This window comes from Clostridium sp. (assembly GCF_036646415.1).
Lineage (GTDB): Bacteria > Bacillota > Clostridia > Clostridiales > Clostridiaceae > Clostridium_J.
This window is the reverse complement of record NZ_JAVXMF010000015.1, coordinates 11,853-29,768: the sequence shown is the minus strand read 5'-3', so window position 1 is coordinate 29,768 and position 17,916 is coordinate 11,853. Positions and strand designations below refer to the sequence as shown.

The 17,916-nt window shown below is 30.8% G+C and carries 18 protein-coding genes; 1 reads left to right on the top strand and 17 read right to left on the bottom strand.

From position 1 onward, the window contains the following. Window positions 1-107: 107 nt before the first annotated feature. A complete protein-coding gene (recQ, locus tag RSD37_RS10980) occupies window positions 108-2,642 on the bottom strand; it encodes a DNA helicase RecQ (protein WP_346946832.1) in 2,535 nt (844 codons plus the stop codon). A 136-nt stretch (window positions 2,643-2,778) separates the two neighbouring features. Then, a complete protein-coding gene (locus tag RSD37_RS10975) occupies window positions 2,779-4,053 on the bottom strand; it encodes an amidohydrolase (RefSeq protein ID WP_346946784.1) in 1,275 nt (424 codons plus the stop codon). A 242-nt stretch (window positions 4,054-4,295) separates the two neighbouring features. Here RSD37_RS10975 and RSD37_RS10970 point away from each other — a divergent pair, with 242 nt between their 5' ends. Continuing rightward, window positions 4,296-6,041 (top strand): NFACT RNA binding domain-containing protein, encoded by a 1,746-nt coding sequence (locus RSD37_RS10970; RefSeq protein ID WP_346946783.1) that lies wholly within the window; start codon window positions 4,296-4,298, stop codon window positions 6,039-6,041. A gap of 124 nt (window positions 6,042-6,165) precedes the next feature. Here RSD37_RS10970 and RSD37_RS10965 read toward each other — a convergent pair whose 3' ends face one another. From RSD37_RS10965 to spoVE, 15 genes are all read right to left on the bottom strand, one after another. After that, window positions 6,166-7,281 carry a class I SAM-dependent RNA methyltransferase gene (locus tag RSD37_RS10965; protein ID WP_346946782.1) on the bottom strand — a complete coding sequence of 372 codons (1,116 nt, stop codon included), beginning with the start codon at window positions 7,279-7,281 and terminating at the stop codon, window positions 6,166-6,168. A gap of 14 nt (window positions 7,282-7,295) precedes the next feature. Then, window positions 7,296-7,841 carry a bifunctional pyr operon transcriptional regulator/uracil phosphoribosyltransferase PyrR gene (pyrR, locus tag RSD37_RS10960; RefSeq protein WP_346946781.1) on the bottom strand — a complete coding sequence of 182 codons (546 nt, stop codon included), beginning with the start codon at window positions 7,839-7,841 and terminating at the stop codon, window positions 7,296-7,298. A gap of 12 nt (window positions 7,842-7,853) precedes the next feature. After that, window positions 7,854-8,768, bottom strand: coding sequence for an RluA family pseudouridine synthase (locus RSD37_RS10955; protein ID WP_346946780.1), 915 nt, complete (start codon window positions 8,766-8,768; stop codon window positions 7,854-7,856). Further along, window positions 8,768-9,220, bottom strand: a complete 453-nt coding sequence (gene lspA / locus RSD37_RS10950) for a signal peptidase II (protein WP_346946779.1) — start codon at window positions 9,218-9,220, stop codon at window positions 8,768-8,770. Before lspA ends, RSD37_RS10955 begins: the two co-directional genes overlap by 1 nt. A gap of 22 nt (window positions 9,221-9,242) precedes the next feature. Next, the gene (aroF, locus tag RSD37_RS10945; protein ID WP_346946778.1) at window positions 9,243-10,043 is read right to left on the bottom strand and encodes a 3-deoxy-7-phosphoheptulonate synthase; all 801 of its coding nucleotides are present in this window, start codon (window positions 10,041-10,043) and stop codon (window positions 9,243-9,245) included. A 10-nt stretch (window positions 10,044-10,053) separates the two neighbouring features. Then, window positions 10,054-10,746, bottom strand: a complete 693-nt coding sequence (locus RSD37_RS10940) for a 5'-methylthioadenosine/adenosylhomocysteine nucleosidase (protein WP_346946777.1) — start codon at window positions 10,744-10,746, stop codon at window positions 10,054-10,056. Window positions 10,747-11,063: 317 nt separating this feature from the next. Continuing rightward, complete coding sequence (locus tag RSD37_RS10935) at window positions 11,064-11,657, bottom strand: DivIVA domain-containing protein (RefSeq protein WP_346946776.1); 594 nt, start codon at window positions 11,655-11,657, stop codon at window positions 11,064-11,066. A 15-nt stretch (window positions 11,658-11,672) separates the two neighbouring features. Then, entirely contained in the window at window positions 11,673-12,449 is a 777-nt protein-coding gene (locus tag RSD37_RS10930; protein ID WP_346946775.1) for a YlmH/Sll1252 family protein, read from the bottom strand. Window positions 12,450-12,581: 132 nt separating this feature from the next. Then, window positions 12,582-13,034: a cell division protein SepF gene (gene sepF, locus RSD37_RS10925; protein WP_346946774.1), complete on the bottom strand. Its 453-nt coding sequence runs from the start codon at window positions 13,032-13,034 to the stop codon at window positions 12,582-12,584. 18 nt (window positions 13,035-13,052) lie between these two features. Next, window positions 13,053-13,718: a YggS family pyridoxal phosphate-dependent enzyme gene (locus RSD37_RS10920; RefSeq protein WP_346946773.1), complete on the bottom strand. Its 666-nt coding sequence runs from the start codon at window positions 13,716-13,718 to the stop codon at window positions 13,053-13,055. 112 nt (window positions 13,719-13,830) lie between these two features. Continuing rightward, complete coding sequence (locus tag RSD37_RS10915; protein ID WP_346946772.1) at window positions 13,831-14,544, bottom strand: DUF881 domain-containing protein; 714 nt, start codon at window positions 14,542-14,544, stop codon at window positions 13,831-13,833. A 13-nt stretch (window positions 14,545-14,557) separates the two neighbouring features. After that, on the bottom strand, window positions 14,558-14,899 hold the full coding sequence (locus RSD37_RS10910; protein ID WP_346946771.1) for a DUF1290 domain-containing protein: 342 nt from the start codon (window positions 14,897-14,899) through the stop codon (window positions 14,558-14,560). A gap of 21 nt (window positions 14,900-14,920) precedes the next feature. After that, window positions 14,921-15,640: a DUF881 domain-containing protein gene (locus RSD37_RS10905; RefSeq protein WP_346946770.1), complete on the bottom strand. Its 720-nt coding sequence runs from the start codon at window positions 15,638-15,640 to the stop codon at window positions 14,921-14,923. A 78-nt stretch (window positions 15,641-15,718) separates the two neighbouring features. Further along, entirely contained in the window at window positions 15,719-16,519 is an 801-nt protein-coding gene (locus tag RSD37_RS10900) for an FtsQ-type POTRA domain-containing protein (protein ID WP_346946769.1), read from the bottom strand. Between the two features lie 274 nt (window positions 16,520-16,793). Further along, a complete protein-coding gene (gene spoVE / locus RSD37_RS10895; protein WP_346946768.1) occupies window positions 16,794-17,903 on the bottom strand; it encodes a stage V sporulation protein E in 1,110 nt (369 codons plus the stop codon). Window positions 17,904-17,916: the final 13 nt, after the last annotated feature.

Below are 17,916 nucleotides of genomic sequence, written 5' to 3'. Positions count from 1 at the left end.
CCTCCATTAATGTTTATTTTTATATTCTTTTAATTTTAGCTATATTCTAAGTGACTGTTGAAATTCACATCAATACTATCTGACATGATGTCATACTCATCACATTTTTAAAAGTAATTCTTTAATATTACTGCTCTAATAGACTCATATTTTATGGTGTCAGGAAGCTCAGACTTTACCTTACTAACCTTATCATATCCTACTTTTTCACAAACCTTCATGATAATAGCCTCTTCCTCTTCATTGTAAAGACTATCAAGGTTCATTTCAAACTTTGGTCTACCATACTCAGCTATATAATCTGTAACATATCCAAGGACTGTGGATACTGATACTTCTATCTCTTCTGCTACTTCACTAAGCTCCCTATCATCACTAAGCATATCTAATGCAACTTCATTATTCTTTCTTTCATCTCCATCAAGAATTAATCGCTTTCTTTTCTTCTCACTCCATATTGGATTTATTCCATGCTCACTTACATATTCATTTACAAGTGATATTATTTCTTCACCATATTTCTCTATCTTCTTAGGCCCCATGCCTCCAATATCCTTAAGTTCCTCTAAACTCTTAGGATATCTTCCACTTATCTCCTTTAAGGTATTTTTAGCAATAATAGTTTGTGGTAATGCTCTCTCTTTTTGCCCAAAAACCTTCCTTATATCTATTAAGTGGTTAAATAATTCCTCATTTGTATTTACATAAAAATCTGTAGAGCCCTCATCTTCATTTGTTGTTTGAGTAACCTTCCCACTACTTGTTTTCTTTTTTTCCCCATCTATTTCTTCATTGTTAGTTTGTGTACTATGCTTTTCTGCAACTTCATCTTTATTGTCTACACAACCTTCATTTAGTCCTTGATTTTCATCTATAATTATATCGTTTTCCTTAATATAATCTAATATAGCACCTTCAAAAGTTTTACCATACTTACTATATTTAACTTCGCCTACTCCAGATATCTGTAAAAACTCTTCCTTATTTCTAGGATACTTAACACTCATTTCTCTTAAAGTTCCATCTCCAAAAATAATGTAAGGAGGAATTCCAGCTTCTTTTGCCATGTTGTATCTTAATTCCTTTAACATATCAAATAATTTGTTTATAGTAGACGTCTTAACTTCTACCTTAAATTCCTTAAACTCAACCTTTTCTGTTCCTCTTAAAACTAGCATTGATCTATTATTTAAAGCAAGGACAGGATATGTTCCTTCCACTTGGCTTACATATCCATGAGAAATCAAGGTATTAATAAAGCTTTTTAGATTATCTGTTGAATAATCCTTCATTATTCCATAGGTAGATATCTCTTGAAAATTAAACTGAGTTACCTTCTTATTCTTAGAACCTCTAAGGACATCAATAAGCATTGTGGTTCCGAAATTTCTCTTCATTTTATATATGCATGATAATACCTTTTGTGCATCCACTGTTTTATCAACTATTTCACCTTGATTTAAACAATTACTACAGTTTCCACAATCCTCTTCATGTTTTTCTCCAAAGTAGTTTAATATATATTTTCTATAACATCCATTACTATATACAAAGTCTGCCATCTGCTGCAGAGCTTTATATTGATTATTTTTTCTCTCTGGATTTTCTATGCCAACCTCTATTAAATACTTTTGAATGTGTATGTCTCCTGGAGAAAATAGTAGTATACACTGACTTTTTTCTCCATCTCTTCCGGCTCTTCCAATCTCTTGATAATACCCTTCAATATTTTTAGGCATATTATAATGGACTACATACCTTATATTAGATTTATCAATACCCATACCAAAGGCATTTGTGGCCACCATAACCTTAATTCTATCGTAAATAAACTCCTCTTGATTTACCTTTCTCTCCTCATCAGATAGCCCAGCATGGTATCTTGCAATGCTATAGCCCTTTGAAGATAGCTCCTTATAAATGTTATCTACTTCTTTTCTTGTAGCTGCATAAATTATCCCTGACTGTTCTTTATTATTTACCATATAGCCCAGTAGATACTTCTTTTTATTCTCTGCTTTAATTATATTAATAGAAAGATTCTCTCTATCAAATCCACTTATAAATATCTTAGGATTTTGTAATCTTAAAAGTTTTACAATATCTTGTCTAACTTCCATAGAAGCTGTTGCTGTAAAGGCAGTAACTACTGGTCTTACCATTAATCTTTCTATAAACCCAGCTATTCTTTTATAACTTGCTCTAAAATCATGCCCCCACTGAGAAACACAGTGAGCTTCATCTATTGCCACTTGGCTTATATTAATTCTAGAAATCACGTTGTAAAATTCCATACTATCAAGTCGTTCAGGTGCTATATAAAGAATTTTATACTCCCCACGCTTAATACCCTCTAAGACACTATTAAACTCCACCGTACTTAAAGAACTATTTATATATGCGCATTCTATGCCCATCTCTTTCATCGCATCAACTTGATCCTTCATTAAAGATATTAATGGTGAGATTACTATAGTTAATCCCTCCAAAATCAAAGCAGGAACTTGATAACAAATAGACTTACCACTACCTGTTGACATTATTGTTAATGCATCATTTCCTCCTAGGATAGTTTCTATTACCTGTTCTTGGCCTTGTCTAAAGCTCTTATATCCATAATATTTTTCTAAAATTCCCTTCATTCTATCCTTCAATATTTCACATCCTTTAAGTTTCTAACTTTCTATTCTTATGTACCTTTATTTTACCTTGAACTATATTTTATCAAACTGCTAAATTGAACCTTAATACTATTTAAAACATATCCTTATTTTATATTTATCTATATGAAAATTGTTCTAACATCTTTTCATAAGTATTATGGGCCATTACCATTGAATCCTCATTAAAGTCAAAATATGGATTATGATGTGGAGCTGCTATCTTTGATGAAAATATAAAGTACACTGTTCTTCCACCATGGGCTTCAACTTCTTCCATCATATAAGTTATATCCTCTGAGGCTCCAAAAGAGAAATTCTCATCAATATTAAACTTAAGAGTTTTAACCTTATGGATTACCTGTTCCATAAATTCACTACTTTTACTGCTGTATGCTCTAGCTGACCCCACTGTTTTTATATCATACTCTACTCCAAATGACAATGCTGTTCCCTTTACTACATTCTCTACCATAGATACCATTTTATCATTTACCTCATTAGTATCGCCTCTAGTTTCTAGCTGTAGTATAGCTTTATCTGCAATAATATTTCTTCCTGTACCGCCATGTAATGTTCCAACATTTAATCTAGCAATTCCCCTACCATATTGAACCTGACAGTGAAGATTTAAAATACAGCTAGCTGCTGCAAGAAGTGCATTTCGTCCCTCTTCAGGACAAATTCCAGCATGGGCAGATTTACCATAAAATGATACCTCCATTTTATTGGTAGCTAACATATTTTCCACTTTTACTCCAACTGTATTATTCTCGTTTATAAAACCAATATGTCCTGAGAATAGATAATCTACTCCCTTTAAAACTCCAGCATCAACCATAGACTTAGCTCCTCTAACCTCTTCCTCTGCTGGCTGGAATATTAGCTTTATAGTTCCCTTTAGCTTTCCCCTGAGATTCATTATAGTCTTAGCCAGTGTGAGTCCAATTGCTATGTGTCCATCATGACCACAGGCATGAGAAACATTTGGATTATTTGAGTTAAAGCCTTCTTCATAAGGAATATGCCCTACTTCTCCTTCTGGCACAGTTAATCCATCAATATCAAATCTAAATGCCACTGTGGGTCCCGGCACACCAGTATAAAGACATGCTACAACTCCAGTATATCCTTCTAGAATTTCCTCTTTATTAATATCTTTGGGTATATTCATTTCACATGAACTTCTATGCGATTTTATTTCCTTTTCACTTGGCATTCCCATAGGATTATGATGAATGTTTCTTCCACATTCTATATTGTAACCAAGTTTTTGTAAATACCCTATAATTCTAAATGTAGTTTCAAACTCTAACCATCCAATTTCAGCATGTTTATGAAACTCTCTTCTTAACTCAATAAGCATATCTTTTAAATCTTTATTACTTTCCATATCTATCCCCCTAGATAATTTCTCATAATTTATTATATCATCTATACAGTATAATACAGTTTATTATTTATTAGATTATAATACTTATTTAATTTCCAAATTAATAGTGCTATACTGTAAAATATACACATAAGCTATATAATTAGATTCAAAAACCAATTAATAGAATTTCACTTTAATTAGGAATTTGAAATTCTAAGGCATGAAATATAGCTTTAATTTGTAACGAAAGGATGATTTATATGGCATTAGATGGATTATATCTACGTTCCCTGGCAAAGGAACTTAAGGATACACTACTAAATTGTAGAATAGATAAAATAACTCAACCAGAAAAAGATGAAGTTATATTAAGCTTTAAGATAAATAGAAAAGCTGTAAGGTTACTTTTAAGTGCCAATGCTTCTTATCCTAGAGCAAACTTTACAGATTACTCTAAGGAAAACCCAATGAAAGCACCTGTGTTTTGTATGGTAATGAGAAAATACTTAAATACTGCAGTTCTTAAGGAGGTTACTCAGCTTAACAACGATAGGGTTTTACTTTTAGACTTTGAAAGTAGTGATGAACTTGGCTTTAATAGTATTTATACTTTAATAATTGAAATCATGGGACGTCATAGTAATATTACCCTTGTGAGAAAACGTGATGGAATTGTAATGGACTGTATAAAGCATATTACTCCTGATATAAACAGTTATAGAGTACTTTACCCAGGAATTGAATATGTATATCCACCAGCAAGTAATAAGGTTGATATTTTAAACACATCCTTTGAGATCTTTAGGGAAAAGGTTAATTCCATTTACCAAAATGAAAGTTTAGATGAAAAATTTTTCACTAAGATTTTAGATGGATTAAGCAATCCAGTATCAAAGGAAATACTCTTTAGATTAAAAGAAAATAATATTAATTTTGATAAGACTAACTTAAAGGAAATCTATGACTTTTTAATAGAATTCTTTGCTCCTATTAAAAATAATGATTACACTTTATACAGTTATTCAATTGATGATGAATTAAAGGATTTCCACTGTGTTAAGCTTAATTATCTGCTAGCTCAGGATGGCACTTATAAGGAATATGAGTCTCCAAGTATCCTTCTAGAAGAATTTTATTATGCTCGTGATAAGGTAAATAGACTTCAAAGTAAAAGTCATGATATGCATAAACTTGTAAATAATAATCTTGATAGAATACAAAAGAAGCTTCAAATACTAAATAAAACTTTGGTTGAATGTGAAGAAAAACCAAAGTATAACCTTTATGGAGAGCTTATCACTGCTAATATATATAATATAAAAAAAGGTGACAGTGAAGTTAAAGTTTTAAACTACTATAGCGAAGATGAAGAGTACTTGAAAATACCTCTAGATAAAAATAAGACGCCTTCAGAAAATGCTCAAAAATACTTTAAAAGATACAATAAATTAAAAAAAGCTGAAGAAAATGCCTTTATCCAAATTGAATTAGCTGAAGAAGAAGAACTCTATATTCAATCTGTACTTTCTAACATAGAAAATGCTGATAACTATAAAGATCTAGAAGACATTAAAAATGAATTAGTTGAAACAGGATATATTGCCTTTAAAAAGTCTATGAAAAATAAGAAGACTAAGCCTTCTAAGCCATTACACTTTATATCTAGTGATGGTATAGATATCTATATCGGTAAGAATAACCTTGAAAATGATTATTTAACATTGAAGTTTGCTCATAACAATGATATCTGGCTTCATATAAAGAACATTCCTGGTTCTCACGTAATCATTAAAAATATGGGAGATGTTCCTGATTCTACGCTTCTTGAAGCTGCAACTCTAGCCGCCTTCTATAGTAAGGGTAAAAATTCTACTAAGGTACCTATAGACTATACCGAAGTTAGAAATGTTAAGAAGATGGCTAAGGGTAAACCTGGTATGGTAACCTACTCTACTAATAAAACAATCTATGTAGACCCTATAAAATTAGATTTAAAACAAGCTTAAATATTATAAAAAGGAGTGCATCCATAAATATATTTTTGGATGCACTCCTATAAACATGATAAGCTATCTATCTTTAATTACCGAAACCATTTGAGCCACAATATTTCAAAGAAAATCAAACTTATTATTTCTTAGGATTATATTGATAGTAATAACACTGTATTCTACCATTATAAAGCTTTCTATTCTTATCTGCTTTCTTTCCAAAAGTATTTTGGAAATGCTCAAAGGAACTTAAAACATAACATGACCAATCATCTAATTCAAAGTACATGTTACCAAAGCTTCTGTAAAGTGCTCTAATATCATCTTCATCCAACAAACGTTCTCCATAAGGCGGATTTGTTATAATCATACCGCATTTTTTTCTATTTCTTACATCCTTCACATCAAGGGTTTGGAAGTTTACGTAATCTGATACCCCTGCTTTTTTAGCATTGTCCATAGCAGTTCTAACTACTCTTCCATCAATATCTGATCCTTGAATTACAAATTCCTTTTTATTAACAGTTCTTCTTGCACCGTCACGAACTTGTTCCCACATTTCTTTATCAAAATTAGACCAAGTTTCACTTACAAAGTGTCTATTGATTCCTGGTGCCATATTTTTTCCGATAAGCGCAGCTTCTATAGGAATTGTTCCTGAACCACAAAATGGATCTAGTAGAAGCTCATCTCCGCTAAATTTTGCTATTAAAACTAAAGCTGCTGCCAATGTTTCCTTTAATGGTGCAGCTCCTGCATACTCTCTATATCCTCTTTTATGAAGTCCCACTCCAGAGGTATCTACAGCAAGGGTTACCTTATCCTTTAGAATACCTACTTCTATCTTATATACTGGACCGTCTTCACTAAACCAGTTAGTGTTATATTTTTCTTTCATCTTCTCTACTACAGCTTTTTTAACTATAGATTGACAATCTGGTACACTATGTAATGTAGATTTAATTGACTTTCCAGTTATGTGCATCTTTCCATCTACAGGAATTAGACTGCCCCAGTCTACCTTTTTTGTACCTTGAAATAGCTCTTCAAAGGATTTTGCTTCAAATTCTGCTGCTTGTATAAAAACTCTCTCCGCAGTTCTTAAATGAATATTGCATATTGCAATATCCATTTCATCTCCCTCAAATACTATTTTCCCATTTTCTACTGTTAAATCTTCATATCCTAAATTCTTCAGTTCTTTAGCTGTGATAGCTTCAATACCGAAAGTTGTAGTTACAATTATATTATACATAAAATTCATTTCTCCTAATTATTATCATATAAACTTACTAAGTCTTTTTCATCAGTTTCCACTAACTCTACAGATATATCCTCTTTTCTAGATGTTGGTATATTTTTACCCACATAATCAGCTCTTATTGGTAGTTCTCTATGCCCTCTATCTATAAGTACTGCAAGTTGAATCATTTCTGGTCTTCCTAAATCTATTATGGCATCTATAGCCGCCCTTACACTTCTCCCTGTAAATAAAACATCATCTACAAGTATTATTTTTTTGCCAGTTACATCAACATTTGAATCTAGCTCTATACTGTTGTGTGATTTTAAACTCTCTGGCTTTTTTAAGTCGTCTCTATATTTAGTTATATCGACGCTTCCAACTTCTACAGTAGTTCCTTCAAACAGGTCTATAAGGGTAGCAATTCTATTAGCTAGTGGTACTCCTCTACTTTTAATTCCCATTAAAACTAGGTTTTCTGCCCCTTTGTTTTTTTCTATAATTTCATGAGAAATTCTTGTTAAAGTTCTCTTAATTGCTTTTTCATCCATAAGTGTGGACTTAAGTTCCATAATATATCCTCCTTAATTCTCTTTTCTTAACTTATCTAAGACCTCCTGAAAATGTGGCGGAAGCTTAGATTCAAATTCCATATATTCTCCAGTTGTTGGGTGAATAAGCCCTAAGTTTTTTGCATGTAGTGCTTGACCTCTAAGTTTAAATCTTTGTTTTTTATGTCCATAAACTTGATCTCCTACTAGAGGATGGTGCAAATGTGCCATGTGAACTCTAATTTGATGAGTTCTACCAGTTTCAAGTCTACATTCTACTAAAGTGTTATTTTTAAATCTTTCTAACACCTTAAAATTAGTTATAGCTTCCTTGCCGCTCTTAACTACTGCCATTTTTATTCTTTCAGCAGGATGTCTTCCAATTTGGGTAACTACGGTTCCCTCATCTTCCTTTACCACACCTTCTACTATAGCATAGTAGGTTCTTTTCATAGAGTGATCCTTTAATTGAGCCGCTAAAGAATTGTGAGCATTATCATTTTTTGCTACTACAAGAACTCCTGAAGTATCTTTATCTATTCTATGTACTATACCTGGTCTTATAACTCCATTTATACCAGACAGATCCTTACAATGATATAGAAGTCCATTTACTAAGGTTCCTGTATAGTTACCTGGAGCTGGATGTACTACCATATCCTGCGGCTTATTAATTACAATAATATCCTTATCCTCATATACCACATTTAAATAAATATCCTCAGCTTCAACTTGAAGCTCTACAGGGTCGTTTATCTCTACAACTACCTCATCATTTAATTTTAATTTATAATTGCTTTTTTTAACTTTACCATTAACCTTAACTTGTTCTTTTTCAATAATCCCTTGTGCAAAAGATCTAGACATATTTTCTTGATTTTCACTTACAAACACATCTAGTCTTTTATCCATACTATTTTCATCTATTATATAATTTTCAACTTCCATTAAATCTCATCCTTTAATATACATATTAATAAGAAAAATGTTCCCACACAAACTAGCATATCAGCTACATTAAAGGTTGGAAAATAGTAAATATCCTTATAATGAACCATAATAAAGTCCACTACAAATCCATAAACTACCCTATCTATAAAGTTCCCTATAGCTCCAGCAATTATCATAGCAATAGAAATGCTAACAAGTTTACATTTAGGTCTATATTTTATCAAATAGTATATCATACCTGAAATTACAACTATTGTAATAAGTATGAATAACCACTGTTTATTTTGAAGCATACCGAAAGCAGCTCCACGATTTTCTAAGTAATCAAAGGTAAAAAAGTTCTTTATCACAGTTATACCATCTATACCTCTTAATGATGATAATGCCCACCACTTTGTAACTCTATCTAATATTAATCCTAAAATTACTATTATAATTGCTAAACTCAAACTAGTCCCCCCTTAATTACTACTATAATATCCCTTTAAGTGTATTACATTTATTCATTATTTCTTTCAATCCTTCTACATTTATGGTTTGCCTTGCATCAGATATAGAATTATCTGGTGTTGTGTGACTCTCTATAATTAATCCATCTGCACCAGTTGCAACAGCTGCAAAACTCATAGGTTTAATCAGTTCACGTCTACCTGTACCGTGGCTTGGATCTACAATAATAGGTAGTCTATAATTTTCTTTTATCATTGCTACAGAATTTAAATCTAAGGTATTTCTAGTGCTTGTTTCAAAGGTTCTTATACCTCTTTCACAAAGAACTACATTCATATTTCCTTCTTTTAAAACATATTCTGCTGCATAAATCCACTCAGCTATAGTAGCACTTATACCTCTTTTAAGAAGTATAGGGACTTTAAGTTTTCCTAGTTCTTTTAAGAAAGTATAGTTATACATATTCCTAGATCCAACCTGTATCATATCTACGTACTTAAGCGACTTTTCTATATCTCTAGGATCCATAACCTCAGAAACCACTGGTAAATTAAAACTATCCCCTACTTCTTTTAGTATTTTAAGACCTTCAAGGCCAAGACCTTGAAAATCATAGGGAGATGTCCTAGGTTTGTAAGCTCCAGCTCTTATCATATGAACCCCTTGTTTCTTCAAGGACTTTCCTATACCCATCATTTTATCATAATCTTCTACTGCACATGGTCCTGAGATAAAAGTTAATTCATCTCCACCAATTACAATATTCTTAACCTGTACCTTGATTCTATTTCCACTACTTTTATCTGCAAGTATTTCTTTCATAGGATACCACCTAAATAGATTGTAACATTGAGCGTAATATTTTATTTGAATTTTTTACAGATAAATTAGTAAACTTCTCAAAATCCATATGTGCTCCATTGTCTGCATTATCAGAAATAGATCTTATTATAACAAATGGTTTGTTATTTAAATAAGCCACGTGAGCTATACTTGCGCCTTCCATTTCACAAGAAAGTGCATTAAACTCACTTTTTAACCACCTAATTTTTTCAACATCAGCTATAAATTGATCTCCAGATACTATTCTTCCAGAGAAAATATTTATATCACTTATATTTTCACAAGCTTTTTTAGCACATGCTACAAGATTCTCATCACATTTAAAATCAAAAACATCCATTCTTGGAATTTGGCCTGGCTTATCTCCAAAGCTTGTAGTATCCATATCGTGTTGTACAAGATCTGTAGCAATAACTACATCTCCCGGATAAATATCTTTTCCAATTCCTCCTGCTATTCCAACGTTTATAACTGCATCCACCCCAAAATCATCTATAAGGATTTGTGTGCAAACAGCTGCATTAACCTTTCCTATTCCACTTGTAACTATTACCACTTCTTTATCATAAATACTTCCGTGATTAAAAGTCATCATTGCCTTTGTAACCTTATTCTTTATGTTCATATCAGCTATTAAAGAACTTACTTCTTCTTCCATAGCTCCTATAATTCCTATTTTCATATTAACTCTCCTTTATTTCTTTAATTCTTAACATATGTATTAGTATTATTCTATATCTACACTTATTATCATATACATGTTATTTCATATGTCAATAGATTTTGGACCGATAAAAAAATCCCACTCAAGGAGTGAGATAGTTTTACTAGAATGATTTAATTATATAATCTCTATTATTCACTTAAGCTAAGAACTCTACTTACCCGATGATTACACACTCTAATACTTCCTTTTTAATATTCAGTTAAGAGTGTCTACATCCCTGGATAGTGATTTCTAACCTTAAGTGAGAAAACCATTCACTTAAGCTAACAACTCTACTTATCCACAAAAAAACTTTTAATATCTTCAAGTTCAGCTGTGTTATACTCAAAACCTTCTACTTCTTTTTCACAAGTAGTTTGTTGACTTAAATCTTCTGTTTTCTCAGCTATTACAGTTGATATATTATAATTTTTATCAAAATCTTTTTCTAATGCTTCAAACATTTCCATTTGGGTTATTATAAAGTTTCTAAACTTACTTCTAAATTTAGCAAACTCCTGTTTTGTTCTATCAAATTCATCATTAATATTTAAAACATCCACGTGAGCCTTATCTAAAATTCTCTTAGCACTTTCATTAGCATTCTTAACTATTAATTCCGCTTCAGTTTGTGAGCTTAATTTTGCTTGTTCTGCAGCATTTTGCGCTAATAATAAAGTACTTTGAATTGTGCTTTCCATCCTTGCATAGTGATCTAATTTATCTTGAAAAACATCCATTTTCTCTTTTAAAACAGCATTTTCTTTATATACCACTTCATAGTCCTGTGAAATTCTTTCTAAGAATTCATCAACCTCATCCATGTTATATCCTCTCATGGATCTCTTGAAATCTTGGTTCATCATGTCCATAGAAGTCATCTTCATAACCTTCACCTCTTACTAAATATATTTGCCTATCAATAGTTTAATTCTTCCTTTTCCAGTTTCTCCAGTGATTGTATGTAATTTATACTTACCAAATCCTCTTATAGTAATAGTATCATTTATTTCTATTAATTTATCCTTCCTATCACACTCAAGATAATTTAATAAAACTGCTCCACTAGTAATTAATGTTGTTCCCTTAGCTCTAGAGATGTTGCAAATACTTGGTATTATATTATCTAATCTAAGTGATGTGGCTATAATACTTTTCTTTTCAAAATTTATATCTGGAATAATTTCACTATTTATATCCACTTCTTTAATAGTGCACGGGCAATTGCCTATGGTAGTTAAATTTCCTACTATATATGGTGAAACTGATTTTGCTATTGGAACAAAACATGAATCTTCCTTTACTACTAAATCTCCAAATAAACTTCTTTTTATTCCTAAGGACATAATTGCCCCTAAAAAATCTTTATGAGAAAGATTCTTAAACTTGGATTTATTAGTTATTTTGATTATATCAACTTCATAATCACTTGGTATATCTACCCCGGTTGAAAAGCACAGCATTTTTCTCTCACTATGATCAAATACTCCATTCCCATGAACCGTCACTCCAAGTCTACTTCCTTGTTTTTTTAAGTTAACATAAATATCTGGAGTAATAAATTCTTTTGTATATATAGGTACCCCTATGGTTTTGCATAGATATATATCTTCATAAATACTTGATATATAATTTTTATCGTGCTCTTTAAATGTTTCTAAAAAGGTTCTCTTGTCCATAGTATACCTACCCCATTACTTATTATTAATAATTATAATGACCTTTATAGTTATTATGTTTTACTACCTACATTGTATTCATAAATTTATTAAAGAATTCACGATTTTTACTAATGAATAAAAAGGATTATACTATTTAAATGAGCTAAATATTCCTTTGTTTGTAAGCTCATTTTTAAGTTCATTACTTACTTCAATATTAGATGGAGTTAGTATAAACACACCTTTTTCTACTGGTTGAAGCCCACCCTCTAATGCATAAATTGCACCGATTAAAAAGTCTAGGATTCTTTGTCCCTCTTTTGGTTCTACTCCATTTAAATTTACTATTACAATTCTTCTTGATTTCAAGTTGTCTACAATTACTTTTCCTTCATCATAATTTGTAGGTTTGCTGATTACTACCTTTGAGGAAGATGCAGTATGAATATTAACGATTTTATTCTGTTTCTTACTTACGAAAGGTTCTATTTCTATTTCATCATCTCTATCTTCATAACTCTCTGATTTTTCTTCAACAAAATCCTCTTCTTCTTCATCATCTTCAAAGCCCATCATTCTGCCTATGCCTTTTAAAAATTCCATAATTAAATCTGCCTCCCACTATAATTTATTATAATTTCTTTTCCCAAAAACACCTTCACCTATACGAATCATATTAGAACCACCTTGCATAGCTATTTTATAATCTCCACTCATCCCCATTGAAAGAACTTCCATTGTAATATTTTTATAACTTTTAGCTTTGAGGTTTTCATATATTTCCTTAGTTTTTGAAAAATAATATTTAGAGCTTTCATCGTCACCCTTAGGAATAGTAACCATAATACCCTTAACTTTTACATTGTTACATTTTTCGCAAGCTTCTACTAATCCATCTAATTCTTCTAACAATATCCCTGTCTTTGATTCTTCTCTGCCAATATTAACTTGTATTAATACCTGTGCAGTAAGATTGTTATTACTATATTGCTTTTCAATTTCCTCTAGAAGTCTTACACTATCTAATGAATGTATTAAATAAACTCGTCCAACTAGGTACTTAACCTTATTTCTTTGAAGATGTCCTATTAAGTGCCACCTAATATCTTTAGGTAACTCTTCATATTTATCCATTAATTCTTGAACTTTATTTTCACCAAAGTCTCTTTCACCTAAATCATAGACAGCTTCAATTTTATGAACTGATCTAGTTTTGGATACAGAAACTAATGTTACTTCTTCCGGTATTTCTGCTTTTAATTTTAAGAAATTTTCACTAATAGACAAATTTACGCCTCCCGTCTTATGTGCAAAATCTAGTTTATTATGCAAAATATTATTATCACTATTTGTATTCTCCATTAAATTAAAAAAACCTTTAATAATATTAAATTTTTATTTATTTTTCTTTTGTGTTTAAGAAATCACATTGAAGATTTCCACTATATGCAGGTAATATTTCATCATAAACTGATTCTATCTCTACATAGCACTTTCTAGCTTTTAAAGTCTTAATGTGATTTTCTTCATTTGATATAAAAGTTTCAATTACATCTTTATTACCAATAGCCGTAATATAAAATGGAGCAATTAACTTAATCCCATCTATATCTATTGTTGCTCCAGCACAACGCCCAGAGGATGACTGCACAACTCTATATCCATTAATAGATATTGCCTCTGCTCCAGCGTTCCGTAAGTCATTAATAACTTTAACTATATCCCTATCATGAACAAGCATGCTACTAAGATAATCACCACCAAGCATAACTTCAGGAGCATCATTTAACGTAATTTTCACTCCGTTACCAACCACAGGTGTCAATCCTAAAATCAATCTGTTTGCATTTAATTCTGTCACAATTTCACTCATAACTTGGTTGTGAGTTTTGCTACCTGTTTCGTATTTGTATATTTTTCTATTTATCTCACTGTATTCATTTTCTAAATTACTTATTTCAGTTTGTAGCTTTGTTCTCTTATCATAGGCCTTTTGATATTGTTGCAAATCTAAAAATTTTGTTTCTCCATTTAAATTTACATTCATGGATATCAAAATTCCAATGATAATAGTTGCTATAAATAAAAATATGTTGGCCTCATTAACTCGCATCTAAAATATCTCCTCAATGATGTATTTTTATTCTCTCCATCAACAACCTTCTTACAACTGCAAAATTTGTAAATATTCTCTGTCCAAATATAATAATTGCTGCAATATATACAGGTATTCCCAATCTATCTCCTAGATAAACCATACCTGCAGCTAAAAATGCATTTCCGAAGAATCCTGATACAAATATATCAGATCTAAAATCTTTGTTTAGACTTGCTCTAATTGCCCCAAAAATGGAATCTATACAAGCAAAGATTGCAACTGATATATATGGAGATAATTTAAGTGGAAAGTCTATGTTAAAAGCAATTCCTAATATAACTCCAACTATAAGCCCTATTAATGCAATCATTTAATCACTCCTACTCTTATTTTAATTTTCTTTAACTTCCTTTATATACTCATATTTAATTGAGTTAGTTGCTTTATCTATAACTATTAAATCTTTTGCTTCATGAGAAACTTCACAATTTCTAAGAAGTCTCTCTGGTATTGCTCCAACAAATTTTATAACTCCAGTAAGCACTGATTTATTCCCTATAGCTTTTATTGTTACACGTTCTTTTGGTGAAATTCTTTCATTATTTATAATAATACTATCACCTGCGGTTCTTATACCACTATTTCCTACAAGTCTTATATCATTTATAGAAATTGCCTCTGCCCCTGCAGAATCAAGTTCATTGACAATTGCCAATAAATCAAAGTCAATTATGGGCTGATTATCTATTGCAGCACCAAACAAATTAGTTTTAGGATCAATATAAATAATTATTCCTTGGCCTTCTACATCTGTAAGTCCAGCCCTAAGTCTAGTTTTCTGAAGATCTTCAAGCAGAACGGAACTCTCTTCCGTTCTACCCGCAGCTGCATTTTCATATTCCTCTGATTTTACAATAAGTTCATTTACCTTCTTCTCCAATTCCTCTTTCTGCTTTTTAAGTTGCTCATTCTCTATTAATATCTCTGGACTTAATCCGCTATCAGATGTTGTTGTACTCTGCTTATCTATGGTATTAAGCTGAGTTATAATAACAAATCCAAACATTAAAAATACAAACCCAACACATAACTTAGAAATAAGTTTTTTCACTGATTTTACCTCCTAAACTCTTTTTAATCCAATGATTTCACTCATAATAATAAGTTTTAATAAAAATACCATTTTAAATTATTTTTCCTTGTATATAACGGGATTCCCATCAAAACTTACATCTATATAACCTTTAAAATCATTGAATTCAGGTGTAGTTATTATGCTGAAAGCTTTTGCAATCTTATCATTTACACCTTCCACTGTTCCTAATTTAATATAAACTTTATTTACGTATAGCTTTAAATCTATAAAATCATTAATTTCAACCTTTGCAATATTATACTTTTCAAAAAACTGATTTTTTTCTAAAAAACTATAAATGTCGCAAAGAGCTGTTAATTTTTCTGCTTCTATATCCTTAATAGGTTCTCCAATTTTTAATAAATCTTCATTTAAACCGTCTAATCTTAGAAGGTTTAACCCATCTATATTGTCTTTTTTTTCTAAAACAACTCCTCTATCATCAATGATATAATATCCACCAGACATTTCCGTATAGTATGCCAGTTTTCTCTCTTCTACTTTTATAGCAATTTTATTTGGATATTTTCTACTTACCTTTGAGCTTAATATATATGGATTTTCTGATAACCCTCTCTCTATTTTATTCGTCTTAATTTTAAATATATTTATACCCTTTTCTATATTTGTACTTGCTATAACACTTTCTTCTGATAAATTTACTACTCCACTAACTAAAATCTCTGATAAATTAAAATTGGGCAAAGTAAATCCTAATGTTATAAGTATAGAAATCAGCACTATGAGTAGCAAAATAGTCTTCTTAACCCTTATGATTTTTTTCTTTCTTTTTAATATATTTTCTTTATTATCTATAATATAGTTTCCATAACTTTGTTTACTCTTTTTAGTCATGATTACACCACCTAAACTGCAATATAGTATTGTTATCAATACAACATATATCATAACATTTTTATAAAGTAAATTCATTACAAAAATATTAATATTAATTATTTAGTATTAATTATCTAATATTGATAGAATATAAATTTAAGCCAAATTTCAAATGTTGAAAGTCACTATATATAGTATATCTATACACTATATTTTGTATTTATTTAAATGTATATATATTTATAATAAATAATACGGCTGAAAAATACTGTCGTATTATCCAGCCGTATTATTATGCAGTTTTACTATTATTTTGCCGAGTAATATTAAGTAGTATTCCCATAAATATCATATTTATTACCAAAGATGACCCTCCATAGCTTATAAATGGAAGTGGCACTCCAGTTACAGGCATGGAACCTGTAACAACGGCAATATTTATTAAACTTTGAATAACTACTACAGAGGTGATTCCAGTTGCTAATAATGAACCATACATATCCTTTGCCTTCGAAGCTGCAATAACCCCTCTCCACAAAAATAGTAAAAATAGAATAATTATAAAAGCACATCCTATAAATCCTAATTCTTCACCTATAACTGATAATATAAAGTCATTGTGAGGTTCTGGAATATAAAAGCACTTCTGCCTTGATTGTCCTATTCCAACTCCTGCAAGTCCACCTGATCCTAGTGCTAATAATGACTGAACTAACTGATACCCATCACCTTGAGAATCATTCCATGGATTTGTAAAGTTTAAAAGTCTTCTCATTCTATAAGGCTCAATCAAAATAAATGTAGCTCCAAGCGCTCCAACAGCCCCAAGAAGTCCTCCCATATGAAGAATCTTAGTTCCTGATACAAATAACATTATTAAACTAACTATCATTGTAACTGCAGCAATACTAAGGTTTTTTTCTAATAGTATCATACCCGCTATAAATCCTGCAAAAAAAAGATTTGGTACTACACCTCTCCAAAATTTCTTTATATATTGAGTATTGTTTGATATATTTTTAGCTACAAACAAAACTACTACATACTTAGCTATCTCAGAAGGTTGAAAAGATGCTCCTCCTAATCTAATCCAACGTTGTGCCCCCTTTACCGGTGGAAATAGGAATACTGCACAAAGACATATAAATGTAAAAAGTATTAAAAGTCGTGTATACTTCTTATACTTATGATAATCAATGTTTAAAGTAAATATCATTCCAATAAAGCCAAGTCCAGCCCATTGAAGTTGTTTCCATAAAAAGAATTCAGCATCATCGTACTTAAATGCTGAAAAATAGGAGCTTGCACTATAAACCATAACAACCCCAACTGTAACCAACATTATAATTACAGCAAATAATACAAAGTCTATATCTCCCAATTTCACTTTGGGTTTTTTCATATCAAATTCCTCC